At 59.9% G+C, this 24,040-nt stretch carries 22 protein-coding genes; 12 read left to right on the top strand and 10 right to left on the bottom strand.

The features are described 5' to 3' along the window. The first annotated feature begins 380 nt into the window (after positions 1-380). The 3 genes from G9X48_RS21095 (at position 381) to G9X48_RS21085 (ending at position 3,257) form a co-directional block, all read left to right on the top strand. Positions 381-1,229 carry an MIP/aquaporin family protein gene (locus G9X48_RS21095; protein ID WP_004385737.1) on the top strand — a complete coding sequence of 283 codons (849 nt, stop codon included), beginning with the start codon at positions 381-383 and terminating at the stop codon, positions 1,227-1,229. Positions 1,230-1,247: 18 nt separating this feature from the next. Next, positions 1,248-2,765, top strand: coding sequence for a glycerol kinase GlpK (gene glpK / locus G9X48_RS21090; RefSeq protein ID WP_007798050.1), 1,518 nt, complete (start codon positions 1,248-1,250; stop codon positions 2,763-2,765). Between the two features lie 129 nt (positions 2,766-2,894). Then, on the top strand, positions 2,895-3,257 hold the full coding sequence (locus G9X48_RS21085) for a YibL family ribosome-associated protein (protein WP_004385739.1): 363 nt from the start codon (positions 2,895-2,897) through the stop codon (positions 3,255-3,257). A gap of 34 nt (positions 3,258-3,291) precedes the next feature. On the opposite strand, the gene G9X48_RS21080 is transcribed toward G9X48_RS21085, so the two are convergent. Together G9X48_RS21080 and G9X48_RS21075 are read right to left on the bottom strand one after the other, a co-directional pair. Then, the gene (locus G9X48_RS21080; protein ID WP_097641705.1) at positions 3,292-3,819 is read right to left on the bottom strand and encodes a GNAT family N-acetyltransferase; all 528 of its coding nucleotides are present in this window, start codon (positions 3,817-3,819) and stop codon (positions 3,292-3,294) included. Beyond that, positions 3,816-4,175 (bottom strand): DUF1778 domain-containing protein, encoded by a 360-nt coding sequence (locus G9X48_RS21075; RefSeq protein WP_225805835.1) that lies wholly within the window; start codon positions 4,173-4,175, stop codon positions 3,816-3,818. The genes G9X48_RS21080 and G9X48_RS21075 overlap by 4 nt, the downstream gene beginning before the upstream one ends. 347 nt (positions 4,176-4,522) lie before the next feature. Here G9X48_RS21075 and lldP point away from each other — a divergent pair, with 347 nt between their 5' ends. The 3 genes from lldP to lldD are packed head-to-tail and all read left to right on the top strand — an operon-like array spanning position 4,523 to position 8,165. Beyond that, positions 4,523-6,178, top strand: a complete 1,656-nt coding sequence (gene lldP, locus G9X48_RS21070; protein WP_015387088.1) for an L-lactate permease — start codon at positions 4,523-4,525, stop codon at positions 6,176-6,178. Next, positions 6,175-6,963 (top strand): transcriptional regulator LldR, encoded by a 789-nt coding sequence (lldR, locus tag G9X48_RS21065; RefSeq protein ID WP_004385742.1) that lies wholly within the window; start codon positions 6,175-6,177, stop codon positions 6,961-6,963. The genes lldP and lldR overlap by 4 nt, the downstream gene beginning before the upstream one ends. Beyond that, positions 6,960-8,165, top strand: coding sequence for an FMN-dependent L-lactate dehydrogenase LldD (lldD, locus tag G9X48_RS21060; RefSeq protein WP_085045997.1), 1,206 nt, complete (start codon positions 6,960-6,962; stop codon positions 8,163-8,165). Before lldR ends, lldD begins: the two co-directional genes overlap by 4 nt. Positions 8,166-8,490: 325 nt before the next feature. Here lldD and yiiM read toward each other — a convergent pair whose 3' ends face one another. Together yiiM and sodA are read right to left on the bottom strand one after the other, a co-directional pair. Beyond that, positions 8,491-9,168, bottom strand: coding sequence for a 6-hydroxyaminopurine reductase (yiiM, locus tag G9X48_RS21055; RefSeq protein WP_097641704.1), 678 nt, complete (start codon positions 9,166-9,168; stop codon positions 8,491-8,493). 70 nt (positions 9,169-9,238) lie between these two features. Then, positions 9,239-9,859, bottom strand: a complete 621-nt coding sequence (sodA, locus tag G9X48_RS21050) for a superoxide dismutase [Mn] (protein WP_015387089.1) — start codon at positions 9,857-9,859, stop codon at positions 9,239-9,241. A 372-nt stretch (positions 9,860-10,231) separates the two neighbouring features. Here sodA and rhaT point away from each other — a divergent pair, with 372 nt between their 5' ends. Next, the gene (gene rhaT, locus G9X48_RS21045; protein ID WP_105629590.1) at positions 10,232-11,269 is read left to right on the top strand and encodes an L-rhamnose/proton symporter RhaT; all 1,038 of its coding nucleotides are present in this window, start codon (positions 10,232-10,234) and stop codon (positions 11,267-11,269) included. On the opposite strand, the gene rhaR is transcribed toward rhaT, so the two are convergent. Further along, entirely contained in the window at positions 11,266-12,117 is an 852-nt protein-coding gene (rhaR, locus tag G9X48_RS21040) for an HTH-type transcriptional activator RhaR (protein ID WP_097566275.1), read from the bottom strand. The two genes, rhaT and rhaR, sit on opposite strands and share 4 nt — an antisense overlap. Before the next feature lie 71 nt (positions 12,118-12,188). Beyond that, a complete protein-coding gene (rhaS, locus tag G9X48_RS21035) occupies positions 12,189-13,025 on the bottom strand; it encodes an HTH-type transcriptional activator RhaS (protein WP_015387090.1) in 837 nt (278 codons plus the stop codon). Between the two features lie 301 nt (positions 13,026-13,326). Between rhaS and rhaB the strand changes: the two genes are divergently transcribed. The 5 genes from rhaB to rhaM all read left to right on the top strand — a co-directional run bounded on the left by rhaB (position 13,327) and on the right by rhaM (position 18,599). Beyond that, positions 13,327-14,799, top strand: a complete 1,473-nt coding sequence (rhaB, locus tag G9X48_RS21030; RefSeq protein ID WP_097641702.1) for a rhamnulokinase — start codon at positions 13,327-13,329, stop codon at positions 14,797-14,799. Beyond that, the gene (locus G9X48_RS21025) at positions 14,796-16,052 is read left to right on the top strand and encodes an L-rhamnose isomerase (protein ID WP_085045993.1); all 1,257 of its coding nucleotides are present in this window, start codon (positions 14,796-14,798) and stop codon (positions 16,050-16,052) included. The genes rhaB and G9X48_RS21025 overlap by 4 nt, the downstream gene beginning before the upstream one ends. A gap of 9 nt (positions 16,053-16,061) precedes the next feature. Then, complete coding sequence (rhaD, locus tag G9X48_RS21020; protein WP_085661116.1) at positions 16,062-16,886, top strand: rhamnulose-1-phosphate aldolase; 825 nt, start codon at positions 16,062-16,064, stop codon at positions 16,884-16,886. A 253-nt stretch (positions 16,887-17,139) separates the two neighbouring features. Then, positions 17,140-18,288 (top strand): lactaldehyde reductase, encoded by a 1,149-nt coding sequence (gene fucO / locus G9X48_RS21015; RefSeq protein WP_004385152.1) that lies wholly within the window; start codon positions 17,140-17,142, stop codon positions 18,286-18,288. Continuing rightward, complete coding sequence (gene rhaM / locus G9X48_RS21010) at positions 18,285-18,599, top strand: L-rhamnose mutarotase (RefSeq protein WP_007871988.1); 315 nt, start codon at positions 18,285-18,287, stop codon at positions 18,597-18,599. Before fucO ends, rhaM begins: the two co-directional genes overlap by 4 nt. Positions 18,600-18,783: 184 nt before the next feature. On the opposite strand, the gene G9X48_RS21005 is transcribed toward rhaM, so the two are convergent. From G9X48_RS21005 to G9X48_RS20990, 4 genes are all read right to left on the bottom strand, one after another. After that, a complete protein-coding gene (locus G9X48_RS21005; RefSeq protein WP_007899216.1) occupies positions 18,784-20,046 on the bottom strand; it encodes an MFS transporter in 1,263 nt (420 codons plus the stop codon). Between the two features lie 57 nt (positions 20,047-20,103). Continuing rightward, positions 20,104-22,227 (bottom strand): alpha-galactosidase, encoded by a 2,124-nt coding sequence (locus G9X48_RS21000; protein WP_097641311.1) that lies wholly within the window; start codon positions 22,225-22,227, stop codon positions 20,104-20,106. A 117-nt stretch (positions 22,228-22,344) separates the two neighbouring features. After that, positions 22,345-23,352, bottom strand: a complete 1,008-nt coding sequence (locus G9X48_RS20995) for a substrate-binding domain-containing protein (protein WP_054623954.1) — start codon at positions 23,350-23,352, stop codon at positions 22,345-22,347. 75 nt (positions 23,353-23,427) lie between these two features. Then, positions 23,428-23,976: an XRE family transcriptional regulator gene (locus G9X48_RS20990; protein ID WP_004385157.1), complete on the bottom strand. Its 549-nt coding sequence runs from the start codon at positions 23,974-23,976 to the stop codon at positions 23,428-23,430. Between the last annotated feature and the right edge of the window lie 64 nt (positions 23,977-24,040).

Genomic DNA, 24,040 nt, shown 5'->3' with positions numbered 1-24,040 from the left:
GCCCGGCGACGCCTTAAATTAATCTGTGCGCACAACACTAGTCCCGATTGTATGAAGCCCTTGTGCCCCTGTCCAGCGACAACCCGCACGGATTGCGGTTTGCGCGCTTTTTCAGTCTAAACCGAGTGTATTCACGACACGCTACGGTAAATTGTTAACATATGCGTTAATGAAATGATTCAGCTCTCACTTCATCCTGTCCGAAAAACACGCTATCGAGCGCGAAAACGCTCATTTTCTTGACGTGACACACACATTTTAATTTCGATATTTCTCGTTTTTGTTCGCTAACGATAAGTTAACACCATGTCTACATGACATCGTGGTCGTCTTCGACACCATGCATACAATAATCATCAATTAGCCTTCAGGACCCGATTATGAGTCAAACATCAACCTTAAAAGGCGAGTGCATCGCCGAATTCCTCGGTACCGGGTTGTTGATTTTCTTCGGTGTGGGCTGCGTGGCGGCGCTGAAAGTGGCAGGAGCCAGTTTCGGTCAGTGGGAAATCAGCATCATCTGGGGTCTGGGCGTGGCGATGGCCATCTACCTGACCGCAGGCGTTTCCGGCGCGCATCTTAACCCGGCGGTAACCATCGCGTTGTGGCTGTTTGCCTGTTTCGACGGGCGCAAAGTGGTTCCTTTTATTATTTCTCAGTTTGCCGGCGCCTTTTGCGCAGCGGCGTTAGTTTACGGGCTTTACTACAATCTCTTCCTCGATTACGAACAGACTCACCACATGGTTCGCGGCAGCGTCGAAAGTCTCGATCTGGCCGGTATTTTCTCGACTTATCCAAACCCGCATATCAACTTGGTTCAGGCGTTTGCGGTTGAAATGATCATTACCGCCATTCTGATGGGCGTTATCCTGGCGCTGACCGACGACGGCAACGGCATTCCGCGTGGTCCGCTGGCACCGCTGCTGATTGGCCTGCTGATTGCGGTTATTGGCGCGTCAATGGGCCCGCTCACCGGCTTCGCCATGAACCCGGCGCGCGATTTAGGACCGAAGGCGTTCGCATGGCTCGCTGGCTGGGGTAACGTGGCCTTTACCGGCGGGCGTGACATTCCTTACTTCCTGGTGCCGGCCCTGGGCCCGGTCGTCGGCGCGGCGCTTGGCGCGTTTGGCTACCGCAAACTGATTGGCCGCCATTTACCGTGCGACACCTGCGAGCCAGAAGCGGATAAACCTTCTGCCAGCAGCGCACAACAGAAAGCTTCGCTGTAACCGATTTACGGGATAAAAATGATGACTACAGAAAAAAAATATATCGTTGCGCTCGACCAGGGCACGACCAGCTCCCGCGCCGTCGTGCTGGATCATGACGCCAACATCGTCAGCGTCTCCCAGCGTGAATTTGAACAGATCTATCCGCGTCCAGGCTGGGTAGAACACGACCCGATGGAAATCTGGGCCTCCCAGAGCTCCACGCTGGTAGAAGCCCTCGCGAAAGCAGATATCAGTTCCGATCAGATTGCCGCTATCGGCATTACCAACCAGCGCGAAACGGCGGTGGTCTGGGAGCGTGAAACCGGCAAACCGATTCATAACGCTATTGTCTGGCAGTGCCGCCGTACCTCAGAGATTTGCGAAAAACTGAAACGCGACGGCATGGAAGATTACGTGCGCCAGGCGACCGGCCTCGTCATTGACCCGTACTTCTCCGGCACCAAAGTGAAGTGGATCCTTGACCACGTCGACGGTGCCCGTGAACGCGCGAAGCGCGGCGAACTGCTGTTCGGCACCGTCGATACCTGGCTTATCTGGAAAATGACCCAGGGCCGCGTGCATGTGACCGACTATACCAACGCCTCGCGCACCATGCTGTTCAACATCCATGAGCTTGACTGGGATGACAGAATGCTGGAGGCGCTGGATATTCCGCGCGCCATGCTGCCGCAGGTGCGTAAGTCGTCTGAAGTGTACGGCCAGACCAACATTGGCGGTAAAGGCGGCACCCGTATTCCTATCGCCGGTATCGCGGGCGACCAGCAGGCTGCGCTGTTTGGCCAGCTCTGCGTGAAAGAAGGGATGGCGAAAAACACCTACGGCACCGGCTGCTTTATGCTGATGAACACCGGCGAAAAAGCGGTGGCGTCCACCCACGGCCTGCTGACCACCATCGCCTGCGGCCCGCGCGGTGAAGTGAACTATGCGCTGGAAGGCGCGGTGTTTATGGCGGGCGCGTCAATCCAGTGGCTGCGCGACGAGATGAAGCTCATCAGCGACGCGTTTGACTCCGAATATTTCGCCACCAAAGTGAAAGACACCAACGGCGTCTATGTGGTACCGGCGTTTACCGGCCTCGGCGCACCGTACTGGGACCCGTATGCCCGCGGCGCGATTTTCGGCCTCACCCGCGGCGTGAACTCGAATCACATCATTCGAGCCACGCTGGAATCCATCGCCTACCAGACCCGCGACGTGCTGGAAGCGATGCAGGCGGACTCCGGCATTCGTCTGCATGCCCTGCGCGTGGATGGCGGCGCGGTGGCGAACAACTTCCTGATGCAGTTCCAGTCTGACATTCTCGGCACCCGCGTGGAGCGCCCGGAAGTCCGTGAAGTCACCGCGCTGGGCGCAGCCTATCTGGCGGGTCTTGCGGTCGGCTACTGGCAGAATCTGGACGAACTGCAGGAAAAAGCGGTGATTGAGCGTGAATTCCGCCCCGGTATTGAAACCACCGAGCGTAACTACCGCTACGAAGGCTGGCGCAAGGCGGTTAAACGCGCCATGGCCTGGGAAGAGCACGACAAAGAGTAAGCGTTAACCTCATTGGTATCTCCCTTTTCTCCCGCCTTCGGGCGGGAGACTTTTCCCGCTTTTTTCATTCGTCCCCCGCAATTAGTGTATCCTTTGCAGCAATACCCCCTTTTCTGATGGTTTGTGTGAATGAAAGAGATCGAAAAAGCTGAAATTAAACGCCTGAGCGACCGCCTTGATGCCCTGCGTCACCAGCAGGCCGCCGTTTCCCTGACAGAAGCCGCCGATAAATACGCGGAGCTGGAGCAGGAGATCGCCACGCTGGAAGCGGAAATCGCGCGCCTGAAAGATGTGCGTACGGACAAGCTCAGCAAAGAAGCGCAGAAGCTGATGGCGATGCCGTTTAAACGCGCTATCACCAAAAAAGAGCAGGCCGATATGGGCAAGCTGAAGAAAAGCGTGCGCGGGCTGGTGGTCGTTCACCCGATGACCGCGCTGGGCCGTGAAATGGGCCTGAAAGAGATGACCGGCTTTGCGAAAAGCGAGTTTTGATACTTAAACGCGGGCAGGAGATCGGCCCGCTGTTTTATTCTGCCGTCGGGAATAATGTGGCGAGGGCATTGACCGGGAAAAAGAGCCGCTGACGTCCATCGGAGCCTTCCGCTGGCAAAAAGCCTAAGCGCTCATAAAACTGAGCCGCGTATTCATCTTTGGCCTCAACGAACATCGCATAGACACCTATGGTTCGGGCGACTTGATAAACTCGCCTTGCTGCATCAGCCACCAGCATCGATCCGATGCCCCTTCCTGCAAATGTCTTATCCACCGCCAACCTGCCCAGTAAAACGCATGGGGCGCTCGCATAAGGGATCTGCCGTTGCTGGTCGCCCAGCAGCACTTTTTCGAAAGATGCCCCAGAGAGCGTGTAATAACCCACTACCGCTGGCTCTGGCTCGCTCGTGATAACAACATAAGCGCGCAGGACATTGCGCTGTTGCTGGCGCGCCAGGCGCTGGTGTAAGAAATCATTAAGCGCGCGGCAACCGCAGTCGAACGCGGCGGTTTTCCAGCCCTGCTCCGGCGAAAAAGGAAAAACACCTTTTTTCAGTTTCATTCCCAGAATTCGCCGTTGTTCAGGTTTTCAACAGCACGTTTAAGATTTTCATTGGGCGCAGGGGGATTATCCAGCGCAGCCATAACATCCTGCCAGCCCTGCTCGGTTAGCTGAATGCGGCGGTGTTCATCAAGCAGCGTTCGGGCACGAGCGCGGGAGGCATCGACAATGAATTGCGAAACGCTGGTTCCTGAAAGGCTGGCAGCCGCCTCAATAACCGCTTTATCCTCGGCTGAGAGGCGAAACTCAAGGCGCTCTTTTTTCGATGACGCTGACATAACAGGCTCCCCTGCAAATAAGACGCTATGTTGTACGGTAAAAAACCGGACATTCAGCGTAGATGTCAAACGCTCCATTTTCAATCGCCTCCTTCTGACTACCGCCCTGAAAAAATAATGCACAACGATTTTAACGCGCTTCGAATGTTAGCAACCCAGCAAAATGGCCCCTTTGCGAGATGCCTTCCGGTAAAATTTACGTCCTCTGAAAATCGTACATTGGCCCAACCAATTCCCTCGCAAACTTACCACCCACTAACAAAACCCCAAAAAAGCGCAACCAACGCGTTGCCGACACCTAACAAATAGTTAACCTTTTGTTGTCATTCACCCTACAACAACACATTGGTTGGGCCACTTTTACAAATCCGCGCTAACAGAAGCACAGACTTCCGGCACGAATGAAGGCCCGCAGGAGATTCGCTATGCACCTCTGGCAGCAGAATTACGACCCGGCAGGGAATCTCTGGCTTTCGAGCCTGATTGCCGCTTTGCCGATCCTGTTTTTCTTTTTCGCGCTGATTAAGCTCAAGCTGAAGGGCTACATGGCGGCGACCATTACCGTCGCCATCGCGCTGCTGGTGGCGCTCTTTTTCTACAAAATGCCGGCGGAGCGCGCGTTCGCGTCCGTGATTTATGGTTTCTTCTACGGCCTGTGGCCTATCGCGTGGATTATCATCGCCGCGGTGTTCGTTTATAAAATTTCGGTGAAAACCGGGCAGTTCGACATCATCCGTTCCTCGATTCTCTCCATCACGCCGGACCAGCGTCTGCAAATGCTGATTGTCGGTTTCTCCTTCGGCGCGTTTCTGGAAGGGGCCGCAGGCTTTGGCGCGCCGGTGGCGATCACCGCCGCGTTACTGGTGGGGCTTGGCTTTAACCCGCTGTACGCCGCCGGGCTGTGCCTGATTGTTAACACCGCGCCGGTAGCGTTTGGCGCGATGGGTATCCCGATTCTGGTGGCAGGCCAGGTGACCGGCCTCGACAGCTTCCAGATTGGCCAGATGGTCGGCCGTCAGTTGCCGTTCCTGACCATTATCGTGCTGTTCTGGATCATGGCGATTATGGACGGCTGGCGCGGCATTAAAGAGACCTGGCCCGCGGTGCTGGTGGCAGGCGGCTCGTTCGCTATCGCCCAGTATTTAAGCTCGAACTTTATCGGGCCGGAGCTGCCGGACATTATCTCCTCGCTGGTGTCGCTGGTCTGCCTGACGCTGTTTCTTAAACGCTGGCAGCCGGTGCGTATTTTCCGCTTCGGCGATATGGGCGCCTCGGTGGTCGATCAGACGCTGGCGCGCAAGCATTATACCGCAGGGCAGGTGGTGCGCGCCTGGACGCCGTTCCTGTTCCTGACCGCCACGGTGACGCTCTGGAGCATTCCGCCGTTTAAAGCGCTGTTCGCCAAAGGCGGCCCGCTCTCAGACCTGGTGTTTAACGTCTCCGTGCCGTATCTCGATGGCCTCGTGGCCCGCATGCCGCCGGTCGTCGCAAAGGCCACCTCTTATGCGGCGGTCTATAAATTCGACTGGCTCTCCGCCACCGGCACCGCGATTTTTGTGGCGGCTATCATTTCGATTATCTGGCTGCGCATGAAGCCGAAAGCCGCTGTAGAAACCTTCGGCCAGACCATGAAAGAGCTGGCGTTGCCGATTTACTCCATCGGCATGGTGCTGGCGTTCGCGTTTATCTCTAACTACTCCGGGCTCTCCTCGACGCTGGCGCTCGCGCTCGCGCACACCGGCAGCGCGTTTCCGTTCTTCTCGCCGTTCCTCGGCTGGCTTGGCGTGTTCCTGACCGGCTCAGATACGTCGTCGAACGCGCTCTTTGCAGCACTCCAGGCCACGGCCGCCCAGCAGACCGGCGTCTCAGATATTCTGATGGTAGCGGCAAATACCACCGGCGGCGTGACCGGCAAGATGATTTCGCCGCAGTCCATTGCTATCGCCTGCGCGGCGGTGGGGCTGGTGGGCAAAGAGTCCGATCTTTTCCGTTTTACCGTGAAGCACAGCCTGGCGTTCACCTGCATGGTGGGGCTTATCACGCTGCTTCAGGCTTATTACTTTACCTGGATGATCCCATGACATTGATGACCCGGCGACTGGCCGACCATCTGGTGGAGCGCATTCGTGCGCTCATCACCGAGCGCGGGCTGGAAGCCGGAATGCGCCTGCCCTCTGAGCGACAGCTCGCGCAGGAGCTTGGCGTCTCGCGTAATTCACTGCGCGAAGCGTTACAGATTTTGATTCGCGACGGGCTGCTGATAAGCCGTCGCGGCGGCGGCACCTTTGTGCGCTATCAGCTGGAGCCGTGGTCGGAACAGCGCATCGTCCAGCCCATCCGTCACCTGATGGCGGACGATCCGGGTTATCGCTACGACATTTTAGAGGCGCGCCACGCCATTGAGGCCAGCACCGCGTGGTATGCGGCGCTGCGCGCCACCGCGCAGGATAAAGAAAAGCTGCGCTACTGCTTCGACGCGATGTTGCAGTTTACCGAGCGTGACGACCCGGATCTCGCCTCGCAGGCCGACGTGCGCTTTCACCTGGCGATTGCCGAGGCGTCGCACAACGTGGTGCTGCTCCAGACCATGCGCGGCTTTTTCGATCTGCTGCAGTCGTCGGTGATGGAGAGCCGTCAGCGGATGTATCTGCAACAGCCGATTTTCGCGCAGCTCACCGGCCAGCACCGCGAGATGCTGGAGGCGATTGAAACCGGCGATGCCGAACGGGCGCGCAACGCGACGCTGCGCCACCTCGGCTTTGTCCACTCCACGATTAAACAGCTTGATGAAGATGTCGCCCGCCAGGCGCGTGTCACCCGCCTGCCCGACGACGTAATGCAACCTTCCAGGGAGAATAAAGAATGATTATTTCCGCAGCCAGCGACTATCGCGCAGCGGCGCAGCGTATCCTGCCGCCGTTTCTGTTTCACTATATCGACGGCGGGGCCTACGCGGAATATACCCTTAAGCGCAACGTAGAAGATCTCTCGCAGGTAGCGCTGCGCCAGCGCGTGCTGAAAAATATGTCGGATTTGAGCCTTGAGACGACGCTGTTTAACGAAACGCTCTCGATGCCCGTCGCGCTGGGGCCGGTCGGCTTGTGCGGCATGTACGCGCGTCGCGGCGAAGTTCAGGCGGCGCGCGCGGCCTCGGCGAAAGGCATTCCGTTTACGCTCTCGACGGTGTCCGTCTGCCCCATTGAAGAAGTCGCGCCAGTGATGAACCGCCCGATGTGGTTTCAGCTCTACGTGCTGCGCGACCGCGGTTTTATGCGTAACGCGCTGGAGCGCGCCAAAGCGGCGGGCTGCTCAACGCTGGTGTTTACCGTTGATATGCCCACACCCGGCGCGCGTTACCGCGACGCCCATTCCGGTATGAGCGGCACCAATGCCGCCATGCGCCGCTACTGGCAGGCGGTGACGCACCCGCAGTGGGCGTGGGACGTGGGCCTGAATGGCCGCCCGCACGATCTCGGCAATATTTCCGCGTACCTTGGCAAGCCGACCGGGCTTGAGGATTACATCGGCTGGCTGGCGAACAATTTCGATCCGTCTATTTCGTGGAAAGACCTGGAGTGGATCCGCGAATTCTGGGACGGCCCGATGGTGATCAAAGGGATCCTTGACCCGGAAGATGCCCGCGACGCGGTGCGCTTCGGTGCCGACGGGATTGTGGTCTCCAACCACGGTGGCCGCCAGCTTGACGGCGTGCTCTCGTCCGCCCGCGCGCTGCCCGCCATCGCCGATGCGGTGAAGGGCGACATCACCATCCTCGCCGACAGCGGCATCCGCAACGGGCTGGATGTGGTGCGTATGATTGCGCTCGGTGCCGACAGCGTGCTGCTGGGCCGCGCGTACCTTTACGCGCTCGCGACCCACGGCGAGAAAGGCGTGGCGAACCTGCTGAATCTGATTGAGAAAGAAATGCGGGTGGCGATGACGCTGACCGGCGCGAAGTCGATTAAGGAGATCACCCGAGAATCACTGGTGCCGTCGCCGGAATTTACGTCCGTTTTAGCGGATCTGCCCGCCGCCAGCGCGAAGCCTGAGCACGATGACGCGGCGTAAATGTTGATGATGTGAGGGTGGCGGGGAAAGTCGTGACGGGTAAGTGGCGACGGCGGGTGCGCTGCGCTTACCCGCCCTACCATTTATATATACGTATTTTTCCATAGAGTGGGTATCCGTAGGGTGGGTAAGCGAAGCGCACCCACCAAAAAACGCCGCCCCATTTTCCCGTAGGGTGGGTAAGCGAAGCGCACCCACCAACAAACACCGCCCCATTTCCCGTAGGGTGGGTAAGCGAAGCGCACCCACCAACAAACGCCGCTCCATTTCCCGTAGGGTGGGTAAGCAAAGCGCACCCACCAACGATTTTCGGATAACCCGCCTGCTACCCTCTACCCCACAACCTGCGCGAAAAACTCTCGATCTTCCCGCTAAGACGCCGGTTTTGCAGCGTTTTCGCCCAACTGGCGGAAAGCCCGCCTGCGCTCATGAGCCGGTGATACTGCTCGTCATCGAATGGCGTATGCCACGCAATCGCGGCGGCCTCGCGCACGGAAATGGCGCTCACCCGCGACACCAGCTCCAGCGGCGCGTCGCTAAACACCTTCCCTTCGCCGATCACCCGGTAGAGCCAGCCGCAGCGCGCGGTATCCTGCATCCGGCCGGAAAGCTCGCTAATCCCCGAGTGAAAATTAACCTTAAAGCACGGCGAACGCGGCTGGGTGATCTGTATCAGCGCCTCGCCCCAACGAAAGATATCGCCGATAAACGCGTTTTCTTCTGTCAGCCCCAGCGTTGAGAGATTCTCGCCAAACGCGGGCGGCGCGAACCACTCCTCCTGTTCCGGGTATTCACGCGCCCAGACGGCGTAATGCTCGCGTGGGTAGTGGCACAGCGCGCGGTCCGCCCCGCCGTGAATTTTCTTCTCCGCCTGCTGATCGCCAACCAGCCCGCGGCTGGTAAGTGACAACTCGCCCTCCACCTGCACTTTGCCGATGGCGCTGGGCCTGCTGCCTTCATAGTCGCGGATTTTGCCGAGATACACCTGCACCGGGAAATACATACGCGCCTCCTTTTGCGGATATAAAAAAAGCGAGCCATCAGGCTCGCTTTTTACAGGTCAGGTTGCAACCTTATTTCTGAGAAGCGAAACGCGCTGCGGCTTCGTCCCAGTTAACCACGTTCCAGAACTCTTTGATGTAGTCCGGACGGCGGTTCTGGAATTTCAGGTAGTACGCGTGCTCCCACACGTCCAGGCCCAGGATCGGGTAGCCGGAAGCGCCGGAGATAGCTTCGCCCATCAGCGGGGAATCCTGGTTTGCGGTGGAAACGACAGCCAGTTTGTCGCCTTTCAGCACCAGCCACGCCCAGCCAGAGCCGAAACGGGTCGCTGCTGCTTTCTCGAACTCTTCTTTGAATTTCTCAACGGAGCCGAAATCGCGCTCGATAGCCGCTTTCAGGTCGCCCTGCAGGGTGGTGCCTTTTTTCAGGCCTTTCCAGAACAGGCTGTGGTTCGCGTGGCCGCCCGCGTTGTTACGCAGAACGGTTTTCTTGTCCGCCGGAACCTGATCCAGTTTGGTGATCAGCTCTTCAACCGGCAGATTCGCCAGCTCCGGCAGGCTTTCCAGCGCCGCGTTAGCGTTGTTGACGTAGGTCTGGTGGTGTTTGGTGTGATGGATTTCCATCGTCTGCTTGTCGAAATGCGGTTCCAGGGCGTCGTATGCGTACGGCAGGGATGGCAGTGTGTAACTCATATTCATCATCTCCATTATTGTCGGGCGGCATAGGTGTTAACGCCGCGTAAGCAGTGGGTTCATTATAGTTAATTAAATGATATTGAAAATGTTTATCAATGCCGCAGTTTTTATATGGTTATAACTTAACGCAATATTAGCCAAAAATGGACACTCTGTGCCGTTTTTCGCACATATTTCCAACGCTTAGGCATCGTCTGAATTCACCGTAAAGAGTGATCCCCGTTCGGCTTACTCGCTGTTTTTTGCCACCCGTTAACGCTTCGCGGCAGCGCCCCGAAGGTGAAAGCGTGAGCGCCTCAATAGACTCGATTCGGTTAGGGGGCGGCTTTCGCTCCTGTCTGGTGCTATGACGGAAACGAGGACGACAGCATGAGTAACGCAATAACCATGGGCATACTGTGGCACTTGATTGGCGCGGCGAGCGCCGCCTGCTTTTATGCGCCCTTTAAGAAGGTACGGCACTGGTCCTGGGAGACCATGTGGTCAGTGGGCGGCGTGGTATCCTGGCTGATTTTACCCTGGGTGGTCAGCGCGCTGCTGCTGCCCGATTTCTGGGCCTACTACCGCTCGTTCAGCGCCGCCACGCTGCTGCCGGTGTTTCTGTTTGGCGCGATGTGGGGCATCGGCAACATTAACTACGGCCTGACCATGCGCTATCTCGGTATGTCGATGGGCATCGGTATCGCGATTGGTATTACGCTGATTGTCGGTACGCTGATGACGCCGCTGATGAACGGCAAATTCGGTGTGCTCGTCGGCACCGCCGGCGGGCGGATGACGCTGCTTGGCGTGTTCGTCGCACTCGTTGGCGTCGCGATTGTCACCCGCGCAGGCCAGCTGAAAGAGCGCCAGATGGGCATCAAAGCCGAAGAGTTTAACCTGAAGAAAGGCCTGGTTCTGGCGGTGCTGTGCGGCGTGTTCTCAGCCGGCATGTCGTTTGCGATGGACGCCGCGAAGCCGATGCATGAAGCCGCCGCCGCGCTGGGCGTCGATCCGCTCTACGTCGCGCTGCCAAGCTATGTCGTTATCATGGGCGGCGGCGCGCTGATTAACCTCGGCTTCTGCTTTATCCGCCTCGCGAAGGTGAAAAACCTGTCGATTAAAGCCGATTTCTCGCTGGCGAAACCGCTGCTTATCAGCAACGTGCTGCTCTCAGCGCTCGGCGGGCTGATGTGGTATTTGCAGTTCTTTTTCTACGCCTGGGGCCATGCGCGTATTCCGGCGCAGTATGACTACATCAGCTGGATGCTGCACATGAGTTTTTACGTGCTGTGCGGCGGCATCGTCGGGCTGGTGCTGCGCGAGTGGAAAGCGGCGGGACGTCGCCCGGTCAGCGTGCTGAGCCTGGGCTGCGTGGTGATTATCGTGGCGGCGAATATCGTCGGGCTGGGCATGGCGACCAACTAACCGGCCATCGCACCCCACTGCTGACGCCACACCCGTGGCGTCACGCCCGTTTCACGGGTAAACACCACCGAGAAATAGTTACTGTCTTCAAAGCCGCAGCGCGCGGCGATCTCGCTTATCAGCAACGAGGAGTGGCGCAGCAGATACTGCGCCTGGCAAAGGCGTAACTGGCGCAGGTACTGGCTGATGGTCATGCCCGTCTGCTGGCGGAACAGCTGGCGCAGCGGGCGTTCGGCAATCTGATAATGACTGCAAAAGTGCTGTAAATCGAACGGCACGTCGAGGCTGTTGCCGAGCGCGGCCATCAGCAGATCGAGTGTTTCGCCCTCGCCCGGCCCCGTACCGCCCGATGGCTGGTAACGATGACGGCGAAGCGTAATCGCCAGCTGTAAAAAGAGGCTTTCGGCCAGGCAGTGCGAGAGCGCGTCTTGCTTCGGGCTTTCATGCTCAAGCTGGTCAATCACCTGACGCGCCTGCACCATGCCCTGGCTGCTGAGCCGCCAGCGCGGGTCGCCGTTCACGCCGCGCGGGTTTTCAAGCAGATCGCGCCAGTTGACGTTCAGTTGCAGCCTTTCCGGGCAATAGATGATGTTGTGCAGCACCAGATCGTTAACCGACTGGTAGCTGTGGCGGTCTTCGGCGCGGATATAAAAGAGATCGCCGCAGGTAATGCGGTAAGGCCTGTCGTTCAGCACATGCAGCCCGTTGCCGCGCCACACCAGCACCAGTTCACAGAACTCGTGGGTATGCTCGGCGAAAACGTTTTGCGGGTAGCGGTCAGCCACGACGACCGGCTGGGTGGGTGTCGCGAAGAAATCCGCTTTCCTGAGCACTAACTGAGAGGCCACAGCGTATCTCCGGGGCAAATGGCTGCAAAGTATGCGTTTTTTCGCCGCGGAAAACGGTGATTTCCTTCGCGTTACTGGATTTGCCCGTCGCGCCCCTGACGAATCTCACGCGGCGACCACGAAAACTCGCGCCGGAAGAGCGTGGAGAAGTGGTTGCTGTCGCCAAAGCCGCACTGATAGGCGATATCCGTGACGCTCTCTTCGCTGTGGCGCAACAGATAGCGCGCTTTCATCAGGCGCAGGCGGTTAAGGTAGCGCTGCGGCGTCAGCCCGGTGCGCTGCTTAAGCTGGCGGTGCAGCGTGCGCAGCGACAGCCGGTGATGGTCGGCGAGCTGCTCCCAGCAAATCTCTTCCGCGTAATGTTCCTCAAGCCAGGCGATAAGCTGGTTCAGCCGTTCATCAGGGCGGCCGTCGCCCTGCGCATGCGCGCCGCTACGCAGCAAAATCAGCAGCTGCATAAAGAGCATCTCCATGCTGGCGATGGCGTGGACGTCGCTGCTTTCTCGCAGCGCTTCCAGTTGCCCGACCAGCGGGCGGGCCTGATGCAGCGTCTGCTGGCTGACGCGCCAGTGCGACGGATAGTGACCGTCCTGCTCCTGCGGCAGGAGCTTTTCAAGCCCTGACAGGAAACTGAACGCCTGCGGCGAGCGATACAGCACATTGGTCAGGCAGAGGTTTTCGGTGTGCTCGTAGAGATGACGATCGTGGTCGCGCACAAAGCAGACGGAGCCGCCGCTGAGCGTATACGGCTGACCATTAAACACATGCGTACCGGTGCCGTGCTCAACGATGACAATCTCATAAAAATCATGATGATGCTCAGGAAAAGCCGCCTGCGGAAGACGCGGTTCAATGGTCACCGACGCCGCGCCGGATGGGAAAAAATCAACGCTCTGTAGTACCGTCATCATTGCCCCCGCATTCTGTGAAACCTGCCTGATAGTAGATAACGGTTCTCACTGACACCTTAAATTTTCGACGCCAAAACGCGCAAAGCCTGTCGGTTTTTTAAGAAACACCGTGAAATTTCTGGAAATGCGGCGCGGCTCACACCCCGGTCAGCCAGGCGGCCAGACGCCATTTTGTGAACTCCCTCACGTTCATCTTTGCCTCCTTGCCAGCGCGTTTAACGCACTGTCCGTGGAGTGAAGGTGCGCCGCCGCGCCGCTCCCTAGACTGGCGTCAGAGATTCCAACAAGGACCCCAACCATGACTATTCGCCATAGCGTCGCGGTCGATCTGGGGGCGTCCAGCGGCCGCGTGATGCTGGCCCGCTACGACAGCCACGGACAGCGCCTGACGCTTGAGGAAATACACCGCTTCGCCAACGGCCTGCGCCGCGTGGACGGCTTCGACACCTGGGATGTGGATGCGCTGGAGCGTGAAGTGCGCGCGGGGCTGGAGAAAGCCTGCGCGCGCGGCGTCGCTATCGACAGCATCGGCATCGACACCTGGGGTGTCGATTATGTGCTGCTGGATGCGCGCGGCGAGCGCGTCGGCCTGCCGGTGTCGTATCGCGACAGCCGCACCGACGGCATTATGGCCCGCGCGGAGCAGCAAATGGGCCGCGAGGCGATTTACCGCCGCACCGGCATTCAGTTTCTGCCGTTTAACACGCTGTATCAGTTTCGGGCGCTGGTGGAGCAGCAGCCGGAGCTGGCTGGCCGCGTGGCGCATGCGCTGCTCATCCCGGATTACCTCTGCTACCGGCTGACCGGCGCGCTGAACTGGGATTACACCAACGCCACCACCACGCAGCTTATCAATATCAACACCGATAACTGGGACGAGACGCTGCTCGACTGGGCGGGCGTGCCGCGCCACTGGCTCGGCGCGCCGACGCATCCGGGCAACGTGATCGGCCACTGGCGCAGCGCGCAGGGCGTGGAAGTGCCGGTGGTTTCTGTGGCGACGCACGACACCGCCAGCGCGGTGATCGCCGCGCCGCTGGCGACGCCGGACGCGGCGTACCTTTCCTCCGGCACCTGGTCGCTGATGGGCTTTGAGAGTAAAACGCCGTACACCGATGACCGCGCGCTCGCAGCCAATATCACCAACGAAGGCGGTGCCGAAGGGCGCTACCGGGTGCTGAAAAACATCATGGGGCTGTGGCTGTTGCAGCGCGTCTGCCAGGAGCAGCAGATTACCGACCTGCCCGCCCTTATCGACGAGGCGCGCGCGCTTGCGCCCTGCCGCTTTGTGGTGAACCCGAATGACGACCGCTTTATCAACCCGGAAAACATGAGCCGCGAAATTCAGGCCGCCTGCCTGGAGCGCGGCGAGCCTGCGCCGCAAAGCGCGGCAGAGCTGGCGCGCTGTGTTTTTGACAGCCTGGCGCTGCTCTACGCCCGCGTGCTGGACGAGCTCACCGCCCTGCGCGGGCGGCCGTTCACGGTGCTGCATATCGTCGGTGGCGGCAGCCAGAACCCGCTGCTGAATCAACTCTGCGCCGATGCCTGCGGCATTCCGGTGCTGGCAGGCCCGGTGGAGGCCTCCACGCTCGGCAATATCGGCTGCCAGTTGATGGCGCTGGATGATATCGCCGATGTCGATGCGTTTCGCCGCGTTGTCATAGCCAGCCAGACGCTGACCCCATTTCACCCTCAGACGGACAGCGAAATAGCGCGCCACGCGGCGCGGGTATCGCCGTCCCGTCAAATCAGGAAGGAGCTTTACGCATGACCACTCACATTCATCAGGCCTGGGAACTGGCGAAGCAGCGCTTCGCCGCCGTTGGCGTCGATGCCGAAGCCGCGCTAAACCAGCTCGACCGCCTGCCGGTTTCCATGCACTGCTGGCAGGGCGACGACGTGGCCGGGTTTGAAAACCCGCAGGGGCAGCTCACCGGCGGCATTCAGGCGACCGGCAACTATCCGGGCAAGGCGCGCAACGCCGAAGAGCTGCGCGCCGATCTTGACCAGGCGCTGCGCCTGATCCCCGGCCCCAAACGCCTGAACCTGCACGCCATCTATCTGGAATCCGACACGCCGGTCGCCCGCAATGAGATCAAACCGGAACACTTCGCGAACTGGGTGGCGTGGGCGCGCGAGCGCCAGCTGGGGCTGGATTTCAACCCGTCGTGCTTCTCTCACCCGCTGAGCGCCGACGGCTTTACGCTCTCGCACCCCAACCCGGAAATTCGCCAGTTCTGGATTGAGCACTGCCAGGCGAGCCGCCGCGTGTCGGCGTCGTTTGGCGAACAGCTCGGCACGCCGTCGGTGATGAACATCTGGATCCCGGACGGCATGAAAGATACGCCGGTGGACCGCCTGGCGCCGCGACGCCGTCTGCTCGCCGCGCTGGATGAGGTTATCCGCGAAAAACTCAACCCGGCGCACCACATCGACGCGGTAGAGAGCAAGCTGTTCGGCATCGGTGCGGAGAGCTACACCGTCGGCTCGAACGAGTTTTACCTGGGCTATGCCGCAAGCCGCCAGACCGCGCTGTGCCTCGACGCCGGCCATTTCCACCCGACGGAAGTGATCTCCGACAAAATCTCCGCCGCGATACTCTACGTGCCGCGCCTGCTGCTGCACGTGAGCCGCCCGGTGCGCTGGGACAGCGATCATGTCGTGCTGCTGGATGACGAAACACAGGCCATCGCCGGTGAAATTATTCGCCATGACCTGTTTGACCGCGTGCATATCGGCCTCGATTTCTTCGACGCCTCCATCAATCGCATCGCGGCGTGGGTGATTGGCACCCGCAATATGAAGAAAGCGCTGCTGCGCGCGCTGCTGGAGCCGACCGCGCAACTGCGTCAGCTGGAGCTCGAAGGCGATTACACCGCGCGTCTGGCGCTGCTCGAAGAGCAAAAATCGCTGCCGTGGCAGGCCGTCTGGGAGATGTATTGCGAGCGCCACGACACGCCAGCCGATGCCGCGTGGCTCTCCGCCGTCCGCCACTATGAACAACATGTATTAAGCACGCGCTAAGGAGCATTCATGCAACGCATTCTCTCTTCCTGGTTTGTTCAGGGAATGGTTAAAGCCACCAGCGATATGTGGCTGAAAGGCTGGGACGAACGCAACGGCGGCAACGTGAGCCTGCGCCTTGACGCAGCCGACGTGGAGCCTTATCGCGACGAGTTTTACCCCGCGCCACGCTGCGTGGAGCTGAGCCAGCCGCGCACGGAACTCGCGGGCTGCTGGTTTCTCGTGACCGGCTCCGGGAAGTTTTTCCGTAACGTGCAGCTCGACCCGGCAGACACGCTGGTGCTGCTGCAAATCACCGATGACGGTATGGCGTATCACATTCACTGGGGGCTGACCAACGGCGGCCTGCCGACATCGGAGCTGGCGTCGCATTTTCAGTCGCACGCGGTACGCAAAGCGGTCTCCGGCGGCAAGGACCGCGTGATTATGCACTGTCACGCCACGAATCTGATTGCGCTGAGCTTTGTGCTGGAACTGGATGAAGCGCGCTTTACGCGCCTGTTGTGGGAAGGCAGCACCGAATGCCTGGTGGTGTTCCCGGACGGTATCGGCATTGTGCCGTGGATGGTGCCGGGCACCGATGGCATCGGCAGCGCCACATCGGCGCAGATGAAAACCCACACGCTGGTGCTGTGGCCGCATCACGGGATTTTCGGCACCGGGCCGACGCTTGATGAGGCGTTCGGGCTTATCGATACCGCCGAGAAATCCGCCGAGATCCTGGTCAAGGTGTTGTCGATGGGCGGCATGAAGCAGACCATCACGCGCGAGGAGTTGATTGCGCTCGGCGAGCGTTTTGGCGTGACGCCGCACGCGGGTGCCATCGCGCTTTAAGCGGGCGGGCGTTAGCCGGTTGAACGGTGGGTGCGCTGCGCTTACCCACCCTACCCATCCTCAATGTAGGGCGGGTAAGCAAAGCGCACCCGCCAGCGTGAATACACCCGTAGGGCGGGTAAGCAACGCGCACCCGCCAGCGTGAATACAACCGTAGGGCGGGTAAGCAACGCGCACCCGCCGCCGTGAATACAACCGTAGGGCGGGTAAGCAACGCGCACCCGCCATTACCGTAAAAGCAAGGAGAAGCTGCATGAGCTTTATGTTGGCACTGCCCAAAATTAGCCTGCATGGCGCAGGCGCTATCGAAGACATGGTGAAACTGGTGGCGAATAAAGCCTGGGGCAAGGCGCTTATCGTCACCGACGGACAACTGGTTAAACTCGGCCTGCTCGATAGCCTCTTTGCCGCACTGGATACGCATCAGCTTTCATACGAGCTGTTTGATGACGTTTTTCCGAACCCCACCGAAGCGCTGGTGCAGCGCGGCTTCGCAATCTGGCGCAATGCGCAATGCGACTACCTGATCGCCTTCGGCGGCGGCAGCCCCATCGACACCGCTAAAGCCATCAAAATTCTCACCGCCAATCCAGGCGCATCCATCGATTACGCGGGCGTAGGTCATGTCAAAAACCCTGGCGCACCGCTGGTGGCGATTAACACCACGGCCGGAACGGCGGCGGAAATGACCAGCAATGCGGTGATCACCAACGAGGCGCGACGGGTCAAAGAGGTGATTATCGACCCGAATCTGATCCCCGATATCGCCGTGGATGACGCAAGCGTGATGCTGGATATTCCGCCCGCCATCACCGCCGCGACCGGCATGGACGCGCTGACCCACGCGGTCGAGGCGTTTGTCTCGGTGGGTGCGCACCCGCTGACCGACGCCAACGCGCTGGAGGCGATTCGCCTGATTAACGAGTGGCTGCCAAAGGCGGTGGAGGACGGGCACAATCTGGAGGCGCGCGAGCAGATGGCGTGCGGTCAGTATCTGGCGGGCATGGCGTTTAACAGCGCGGGCTTAGGCCTGGTACACGCGCTGGCGCACCAGCCGGGCGCGACGCACAACCTGCCGCACGGCGTCTGCAACGCGATTTTGCTACCCGTTATTGAAAATTTTAACCGCCCGCGCGCCGTGAAGCGGTTTGCGCGCGTGGCGCAGGCGATGGGCGTCGATACCCGTGACATGAGCGATGAACAGGCGAGCCATGAAGCTATCAACGCGATCCGCGCGCTGTCGGCGCGTGTCGGCATTCCTTCCGGCTTCAGCCAGCTTGGTGTGACGAAAGCGGATATCGAAGGCTGGCTTGATAACGCGCTGGCTGACCCTTGCGCGCCGTGCAACCCGCGCGTCGCCTCGCGCGACGAGGTCCGCGAGCTCTATCTGGAGGCGTTATGATCCGCAAAGCGTTTGTAATGCAGGTAAACCCCGACGCGCACGACGAGTATCAGCGCCGCCATTCGCCCATCTGGCCGGAGCTGGAGGCGGTGCTGAAACAGCATGGCGCGCACCATTACGCCATCTGGCTTGATGCGCAGCGTCATTTGCTCTTCGCGACGGTCGAGATAGAGAGCGAGGCGCGCTGGAACGCCGTGGCGCAAACCGAGGTGTGCCAGCGCTGGTGGAAGCATATGCGCGAGATTATGCCCTCCAACCCGGATAACAGCCCGGTGAGCCAGGAGTTGAAAAACGTGTTTTATCTGGAGTGAGCGTGGGTGTGTATGAATGGCGGGTGCGCTGGCGCTTACCCGCCCTACGAGAGATTTAATTTGGGAACTGGCGGGTGCGCTGGCGCTTACCCGCCCTACGGTTAATGCAATGCCGTGTGTGATGTAGGGCGGGTAAGCAAAGCGCACCCGCCGTCATTACGGTTATAAATGATAAACGCCAACCTTACGCCTTCACCGTCTCTTCTGACACCACCGCCTGCCGCGTGTTTGTGAGCGTAAACGCCGAGACCACCGTTATCGCCAGCACAAAGCTGCCGAGAATCAGATACGTATCCTGAAACCCTATCCGGTCATACATCGTGCCGGCGAAGGCGGAGAGAAAAATCGCCGCCATCTGCTTGGCAAACTGAAAGCCAATCAGATAAATGGTCGCCGACAGGCGCGTATCGAACACGCCGGTAATGTATTTAAACGCGCCCACCAGCAGGAACGGCACTTCCAGCGCGTGCAGCATTTTCAGCGCCACGATTTCATAAACGTTCGTGGCAAACGCCGAGCCGATAATACGCGTGGCCATAATCGTGCCCGCAATCAGCAGCGTGTTCTTCGCGCCGATGCGGTTAATGATCCACGGTGAGCAGAACATAATGATGGCGTTACACAACTCACCGGCTGTGGTGGCGAAACCAAACGCCTGCGTGCCCGCCTGCGGCGTCGGGAAGAACGATTTAAAAAACGTGGCGAACTGCTGGTCAAACACGTCATACACGCACGCCACGCCGACCACATAGAGAATAAACATCCACAACTTCGGCAGGCGGAACAGGCCCAGCGCCATTTTCGCCGTCACCTGCGGCTGGTTGGCGCCGAGCGCGTTCATCACCTGCGCCGTCTGATTCGCGCGAGGGCGCGCGAACAGCAGCAGCCCCATCAGCACCAGCGCCGCGCTGGAACCCATCCAGAACACGATGGCCGGGTTGACGTTAAACAGCATCCCCGCCGTCGAGGCGCACAGCCCCCAGCCGAGGCAGCCAAACATGCGCGCCTTGCCATATTCAAAACCGCTGCTGCGGCTCACGCGCTCAATGTATGCCTCAATCGCCCCGGCGCCGGAGGAGAAGCAAAAGCCGATATACAGCCCGCCCATCAGCGCGCCGAGCCAGATATTCACCTTCAGCAGCGGCCCGAACACCCACAGGAAGAACGGCGCGAACAGCACCAGCAAGGTGGTGATAATCCACAGCAGATGTTTTTTTAAGCCCAGCTTGTCGGAAATCACGCCCAGCACCGGCTGAAACGCAATGGCGAACAGCGACATACAGGAGAACACAATGCCGGTATCGGTTTTGTTCAGGCCAATCACATCCGACAGCCAGATAGGCAGAAACGGAAAGCAGGTGGCCATGATGAAGAAGTAGAAAAAGAAGAAGAGACCAAAGATCCAGAAGTTCGGGTTATGTTTTGGGGTACAGACGGTATTTTTCATTATTGTCGCCCTTAGAAGACCAGACCATTGAGGTGCCGCTTTCACGGCACCCGCCTGTTACACGCGCTCAAACGCGATAAGCATCGCGGTTTCGGGGTCGAGCACCGGCAGTTGCAGCCCCGCCTGCGCCAGCCATTCGCCGCTGGCGCTGACAGGCTCGCTCATCCAGCCCGGCAGTTTGCGCATGGTGTGGCCGCCTTCGCCGGTCAACTGAATATTCGGATGATCCACCAGCCGCACCTGGTAACGGGCCTGCGGATCGAGCCCCGGCACGCGCAGCGCGCCTGGCAGCGTGTAATCCGGCATCGCCAGCTGGCTTACCAGAAACAGCCCCTGCGTCTTATCCTGACTGACGACGCCCTGCACCTGCGTGGCGGCGTCCGGCATCTCTACGCGCCACAGGTCTCCGGTGTGGATCAGCTCACGCCATTCCTTATAAAGCGCGGCATAGCGCTGATAGCCCGCCGCCTCCTGCTCGCCAGCGCTGACCGGGTCCAGCTCCAGCCCCATATGACCGAACAGCGCCGTCAGGCCGCGAAACTCAATGCTGTGCTGGCGGAACGTCGCGTGGCAGCGCGGGTTGCCGATATGCGCGCCCATCACTTCCGGCGGGAAAAAGTAGCTCATGCCGCGCTGGATGGTGTTGCGCTCCAGCGCGTCGTTGTTGTCGGAGGCCCAGAAGCGGTGCGTGCGCGTCAGCACTTCGAAATCGATACGCCCACCGCCGGACGCGCAGGATTCAAATTCAATGTGCGGGAAACGCGCGCGCAGCACATCCAGCAGGCGATAGAACTGGCGCGTCTGGGCGTCTGCCGCCGCTTTGCCCGCGTGGCCCGGCTGCACCAGCTCACGGTTCATATCCCACTTCACGTAATCAACCGGATGCTCGCCCAGAAGCCAGCTCATGCGTTCCAGCAGGTAATCGAAGGCGGCAGGAATGTTGAGATTAAGCACCCACTGGTGGCGTCCGGTGGTTTTCGGGTAGCCCGGCAGCGCCAGCACCCAGTCCGGGTGCGCGCGGTAAAGATCGGAATCGGGGTTAATCATCTCCGGCTCCACCCAGATGCCGAACTCCATCCCGAGACTTTTCACATGGTTAATCACCGGCATCAGGCCGTTCGGGTATTTCTGCTCATCGAGATACCAGTCGCCGAGCGCCGCGTGGTCATCGTTGCGGCCCTTAAACCAGCCGTCGTCAATGATAAAGCGCTCCACGCCGAGCGCCGCGGCCCTGGTCGCCATCTGCATGATGTACTCCGGCTGATGGTCGAAGTAGATCCCCTCCCAGGTGTTGAGGTGCACCGGGCGCGGTTTGTTGCCAGGAAAACGGATGATTTCCTTACGCAGAAAGCGGTGAAACTGCTGGCTCATACCGTTCAGACCACGCGTGGAGTGGCTCGCGTAGAGCCAGGGCGTGTGCAGCGTCTCGCCGGTCGCCAGCGCCATTTCGCCCGGCAGATAGAGCGCCTCGGCCTGGAGATAGCGCCGCCCGTCGGTTTTCGCTTCGCACTTCAGCCGGTGGTTGCCGCTCCACCCAAGATGCACGCCCCAGACGTCGCCGTGCTGCTCGCCAAAACCCGGCGTACCGGCGATAAGCGCCGGAAAATGCTCGTGCGAGGTGCGCCCGCGGCGGTTCTCCAGCACAAAGCCGTCATGGCTTAACGTCACGCGGTGCGGCTGGAACTCACGTATCCAGCGGCCATGAAACGCCATCACTTCAAACGCCCGCTCCGCCACCGGCAGCGTGACCGCGAAACGATCCACCTGCCAGGCGCCGTCACGCAGATTGGTCAGGCCGTGGCGCACTTTCAGCACGCCGCTGTCGCTGAGCGAAAGCTCGCTCACGAGCCGCAGCCCGGCGGTGGCGTCTTCACTGGTAATCACCAGCGTCTGCCCGTTCTGGTTGACGTCCTGCGTGGTAAACACCGGCGAGGCGTCCAGCCCGTTGCGGTGCCCTTCCAGTCCCGGCGCGCCAAACAGCCCGTGGCCGTTCTCCGCCATTAACGTGACGGGTGCATCCGTATCCAGACGGCCATTAGCCACCGGGCGCACGAGGCTCGCACAATCGTGCTCCGAAAAGTGCGCAAGATGCGGCCCCCAGTAGAGAATTTCAGCGAACGGGTGCGTTTTGATAACAACATCGGTTGTGGGGCTGGTAAGTCGATGAATGCGGGTTTCCATAAAAGCATCTCCGGTAAAAGAATGCTTTTACTGTTGATCCGAAACGTTTCGGATGCCAACCAAAACGTTTCGGATGTGTGATCTGCACGGAATTTTGCTTAAGAAAATGCGGAGGGTTTAGTCAGCGGGATGAAGCGTGCTGCCTTCCAGAAAATCGGGTTGCCAGAGCACCTGAAGCTGTTCTGCGGGCTCGCCCGCGATAAGACGCTGCACCATGTCGGCGATTTGTCGCCCCACGCCTTCGCGCGTGGACTGAATGACCGCCGCCACATCCATCTCCACGATGCTGTCAGGCGGCAGACCGTCATAGACCACCAGCGAAACCGCCCCTTCGCCCTGCAAGCGATTGAGCGTTTGCAGCGCCATCGCGGCCCCGTCGCCGAGCGAGTTGCAGTCGGTCACAATGGCCGTCGGCGGCGCGGGCAGCGCCATCAGTTCCAGCACCGCTTTATAGCCCGCGCGGCGGGTGGGCGGCAGCATCCGCAGGCTGCTGTCATCAAGCTGATGCGCTTTCAGCGCGTCTCGCCAGCCCTCGCGGCGCTGGGTGATAAACGCCTGGCTGTTGTGCTCGCCAAGCATCGCGATGCGCCGGTGCCCGAGACGGATTAACCGCTCGGTGGCCTGATGCGTACCGGCGTAGTTGTCGAAATCAAACCAGGCGTAGGGTTGCGGCAACCGGCTGCGTCCGAGCGCCAGGAAAGGAAAATTCACCGTCTGAAGCTGCTGCAAACGTGGGTCGTTATCGAGCGTATGCGCCACAATCAGCGCGTCCACGCGACGGCTTTGCACCAGACGCATATAGCTGTGGCTGTCTGCGAGATCGTCATCGGCAATCAGCAGCAAATCGACCTCATGTTGCGCCAGTTCGCGGCTTATCTCACCCACCATCTCCATAAAGACGCTGTTATTGAGCGGCACGGGATGTACGGGAAAGACCAGCCCGACGGCGTCGATTTTGCCCATTTTCAGGCGACGCGCGAACGTGTTTGGCCGGTAGCCGCGTCGCGCCGCTTCAGCCTCCACCCGCGCGCGGGTTTCCTGAGAAACGTCGTCGTAGCCGTTCAGCGCGCGGCTGACGGTGGTGACGGAGAGGCCAAGTTGTGCGGCGATTGCTTTAAGCGACATAAGTTAAGTGCCTGATTGCATGATGCGTAAGAGTGTCGCCTGGGGTGGTACAGGCGTCCACAGATTCTGTAGGGCTTAATTCTGTTCCGCCACCAGAATTGCCTGAGTATCCGGCTCCAGCGCGCGAAAAACGTGCGCCCGATCGGCGGGGTAACAGATGTAATCCCCGGCGTGCAGCTCTTCCGGCGCTTCCGCGAGCCCGACCAGCGCGCGCCCCTGCGTCACGATGATATGTTCCACCGAGCCCGCCGGGTGCGGCTGTGACAGACGCTCGCCTTCCGGCTGCGTCAGCAGCAGGTAGATATCGCGACGCGCGCCCGGCGGGCAGGTCGCCAGCAAAATCGCCTGGTAATTGGCGAGTTCCGCAACGACTTTCGGCCCTTCACCGCGGCGGATCACCTGCGTTTGGTTGGCCTGCGGTTCCATCAGGCGGGCAAAAGGAATATCAAGCGCCACGCATAGCGCCCAGAGCGTCTCCAGGCTCGGATTACCGTTACCGGCTTCCAGCTGCGACAGCGTGGATTTGGCGATCCCCGCGCGGCGAGCCACTTCGGCCAGCGACAACCCGGCGCGCGTGCGTTCGCGCACCAGGCTTTGAGCAATCACGGTAATGGGCTGTGTCATGTCGGGTTCCCTCGTTCGTTAAAATGAACGAACGTTCGTGTTGAAAATAGACAGCGGCATGTTC

It is taken from the genome of Cronobacter sp. HA18006 (genome assembly GCF_011605445.1).
Classification (GTDB): Bacteria; Pseudomonadota; Gammaproteobacteria; order Enterobacterales; family Enterobacteriaceae; genus Cronobacter; species Cronobacter sakazakii.
Note: the sequence above shows the minus strand (reverse complement) of the source record. Positions and strands in the feature narration are given on the sequence as shown.

Excerpts from the sequence above, each read along its gene's own strand:
- G9X48_RS21005 (WP_007899216.1), bottom strand. The coding sequence starts at position 20,046 with ATGAAAAATACCGTCTGTACCCCAAAACATAACCCGAACTTCTGGATC.
- yiiM (WP_097641704.1), bottom strand. The coding sequence starts at position 9,168 with ATGTATTTCCCGGTGCAGGTGTATCTCGGCAAAATCCGCGACTATGAA.
- lldP (WP_015387088.1), top strand. The coding sequence starts at position 4,523 with ATGCACCTCTGGCAGCAGAATTACGACCCGGCAGGGAATCTCTGGCTT.
- rhaM (WP_007871988.1), top strand. The coding sequence starts at position 18,285 with ATGATCCGCAAAGCGTTTGTAATGCAGGTAAACCCCGACGCGCACGAC.
- G9X48_RS21080 (WP_097641705.1), bottom strand. The coding sequence starts at position 3,819 with ATGAAACTGAAAAAAGGTGTTTTTCCTTTTTCGCCGGAGCAGGGCTGG.
- G9X48_RS21085 (WP_004385739.1), top strand. The coding sequence starts at position 2,895 with ATGAAAGAGATCGAAAAAGCTGAAATTAAACGCCTGAGCGACCGCCTT.
- G9X48_RS21095 (WP_004385737.1), top strand. The coding sequence starts at position 381 with ATGAGTCAAACATCAACCTTAAAAGGCGAGTGCATCGCCGAATTCCTC.
- glpK (WP_007798050.1), top strand. The coding sequence starts at position 1,248 with ATGATGACTACAGAAAAAAAATATATCGTTGCGCTCGACCAGGGCACG.
- rhaT (WP_105629590.1), top strand. The coding sequence starts at position 10,232 with ATGAGTAACGCAATAACCATGGGCATACTGTGGCACTTGATTGGCGCG.
- sodA (WP_015387089.1), bottom strand. The coding sequence starts at position 9,859 with ATGAGTTACACACTGCCATCCCTGCCGTACGCATACGACGCCCTGGAA.
- G9X48_RS21025 (WP_085045993.1), top strand. The coding sequence starts at position 14,796 with ATGACCACTCACATTCATCAGGCCTGGGAACTGGCGAAGCAGCGCTTC.
- lldR (WP_004385742.1), top strand. The coding sequence starts at position 6,175 with ATGACATTGATGACCCGGCGACTGGCCGACCATCTGGTGGAGCGCATT.
- G9X48_RS21075 (WP_225805835.1), bottom strand. The coding sequence starts at position 4,175 with ATGGAGCGTTTGACATCTACGCTGAATGTCCGGTTTTTTACCGTACAA.
- rhaB (WP_097641702.1), top strand. The coding sequence starts at position 13,327 with ATGACTATTCGCCATAGCGTCGCGGTCGATCTGGGGGCGTCCAGCGGC.
- G9X48_RS20990 (WP_004385157.1), bottom strand. The coding sequence starts at position 23,976 with ATGACACAGCCCATTACCGTGATTGCTCAAAGCCTGGTGCGCGAACGC.
- fucO (WP_004385152.1), top strand. The coding sequence starts at position 17,140 with ATGAGCTTTATGTTGGCACTGCCCAAAATTAGCCTGCATGGCGCAGGC.
- rhaD (WP_085661116.1), top strand. The coding sequence starts at position 16,062 with ATGCAACGCATTCTCTCTTCCTGGTTTGTTCAGGGAATGGTTAAAGCC.
- rhaS (WP_015387090.1), bottom strand. The coding sequence starts at position 13,025 with ATGACGGTACTACAGAGCGTTGATTTTTTCCCATCCGGCGCGGCGTCG.
- G9X48_RS20995 (WP_054623954.1), bottom strand. The coding sequence starts at position 23,352 with ATGTCGCTTAAAGCAATCGCCGCACAACTTGGCCTCTCCGTCACCACC.
- G9X48_RS21000 (WP_097641311.1), bottom strand. The coding sequence starts at position 22,227 with ATGGAAACCCGCATTCATCGACTTACCAGCCCCACAACCGATGTTGTT.
- lldD (WP_085045997.1), top strand. The coding sequence starts at position 6,960 with ATGATTATTTCCGCAGCCAGCGACTATCGCGCAGCGGCGCAGCGTATC.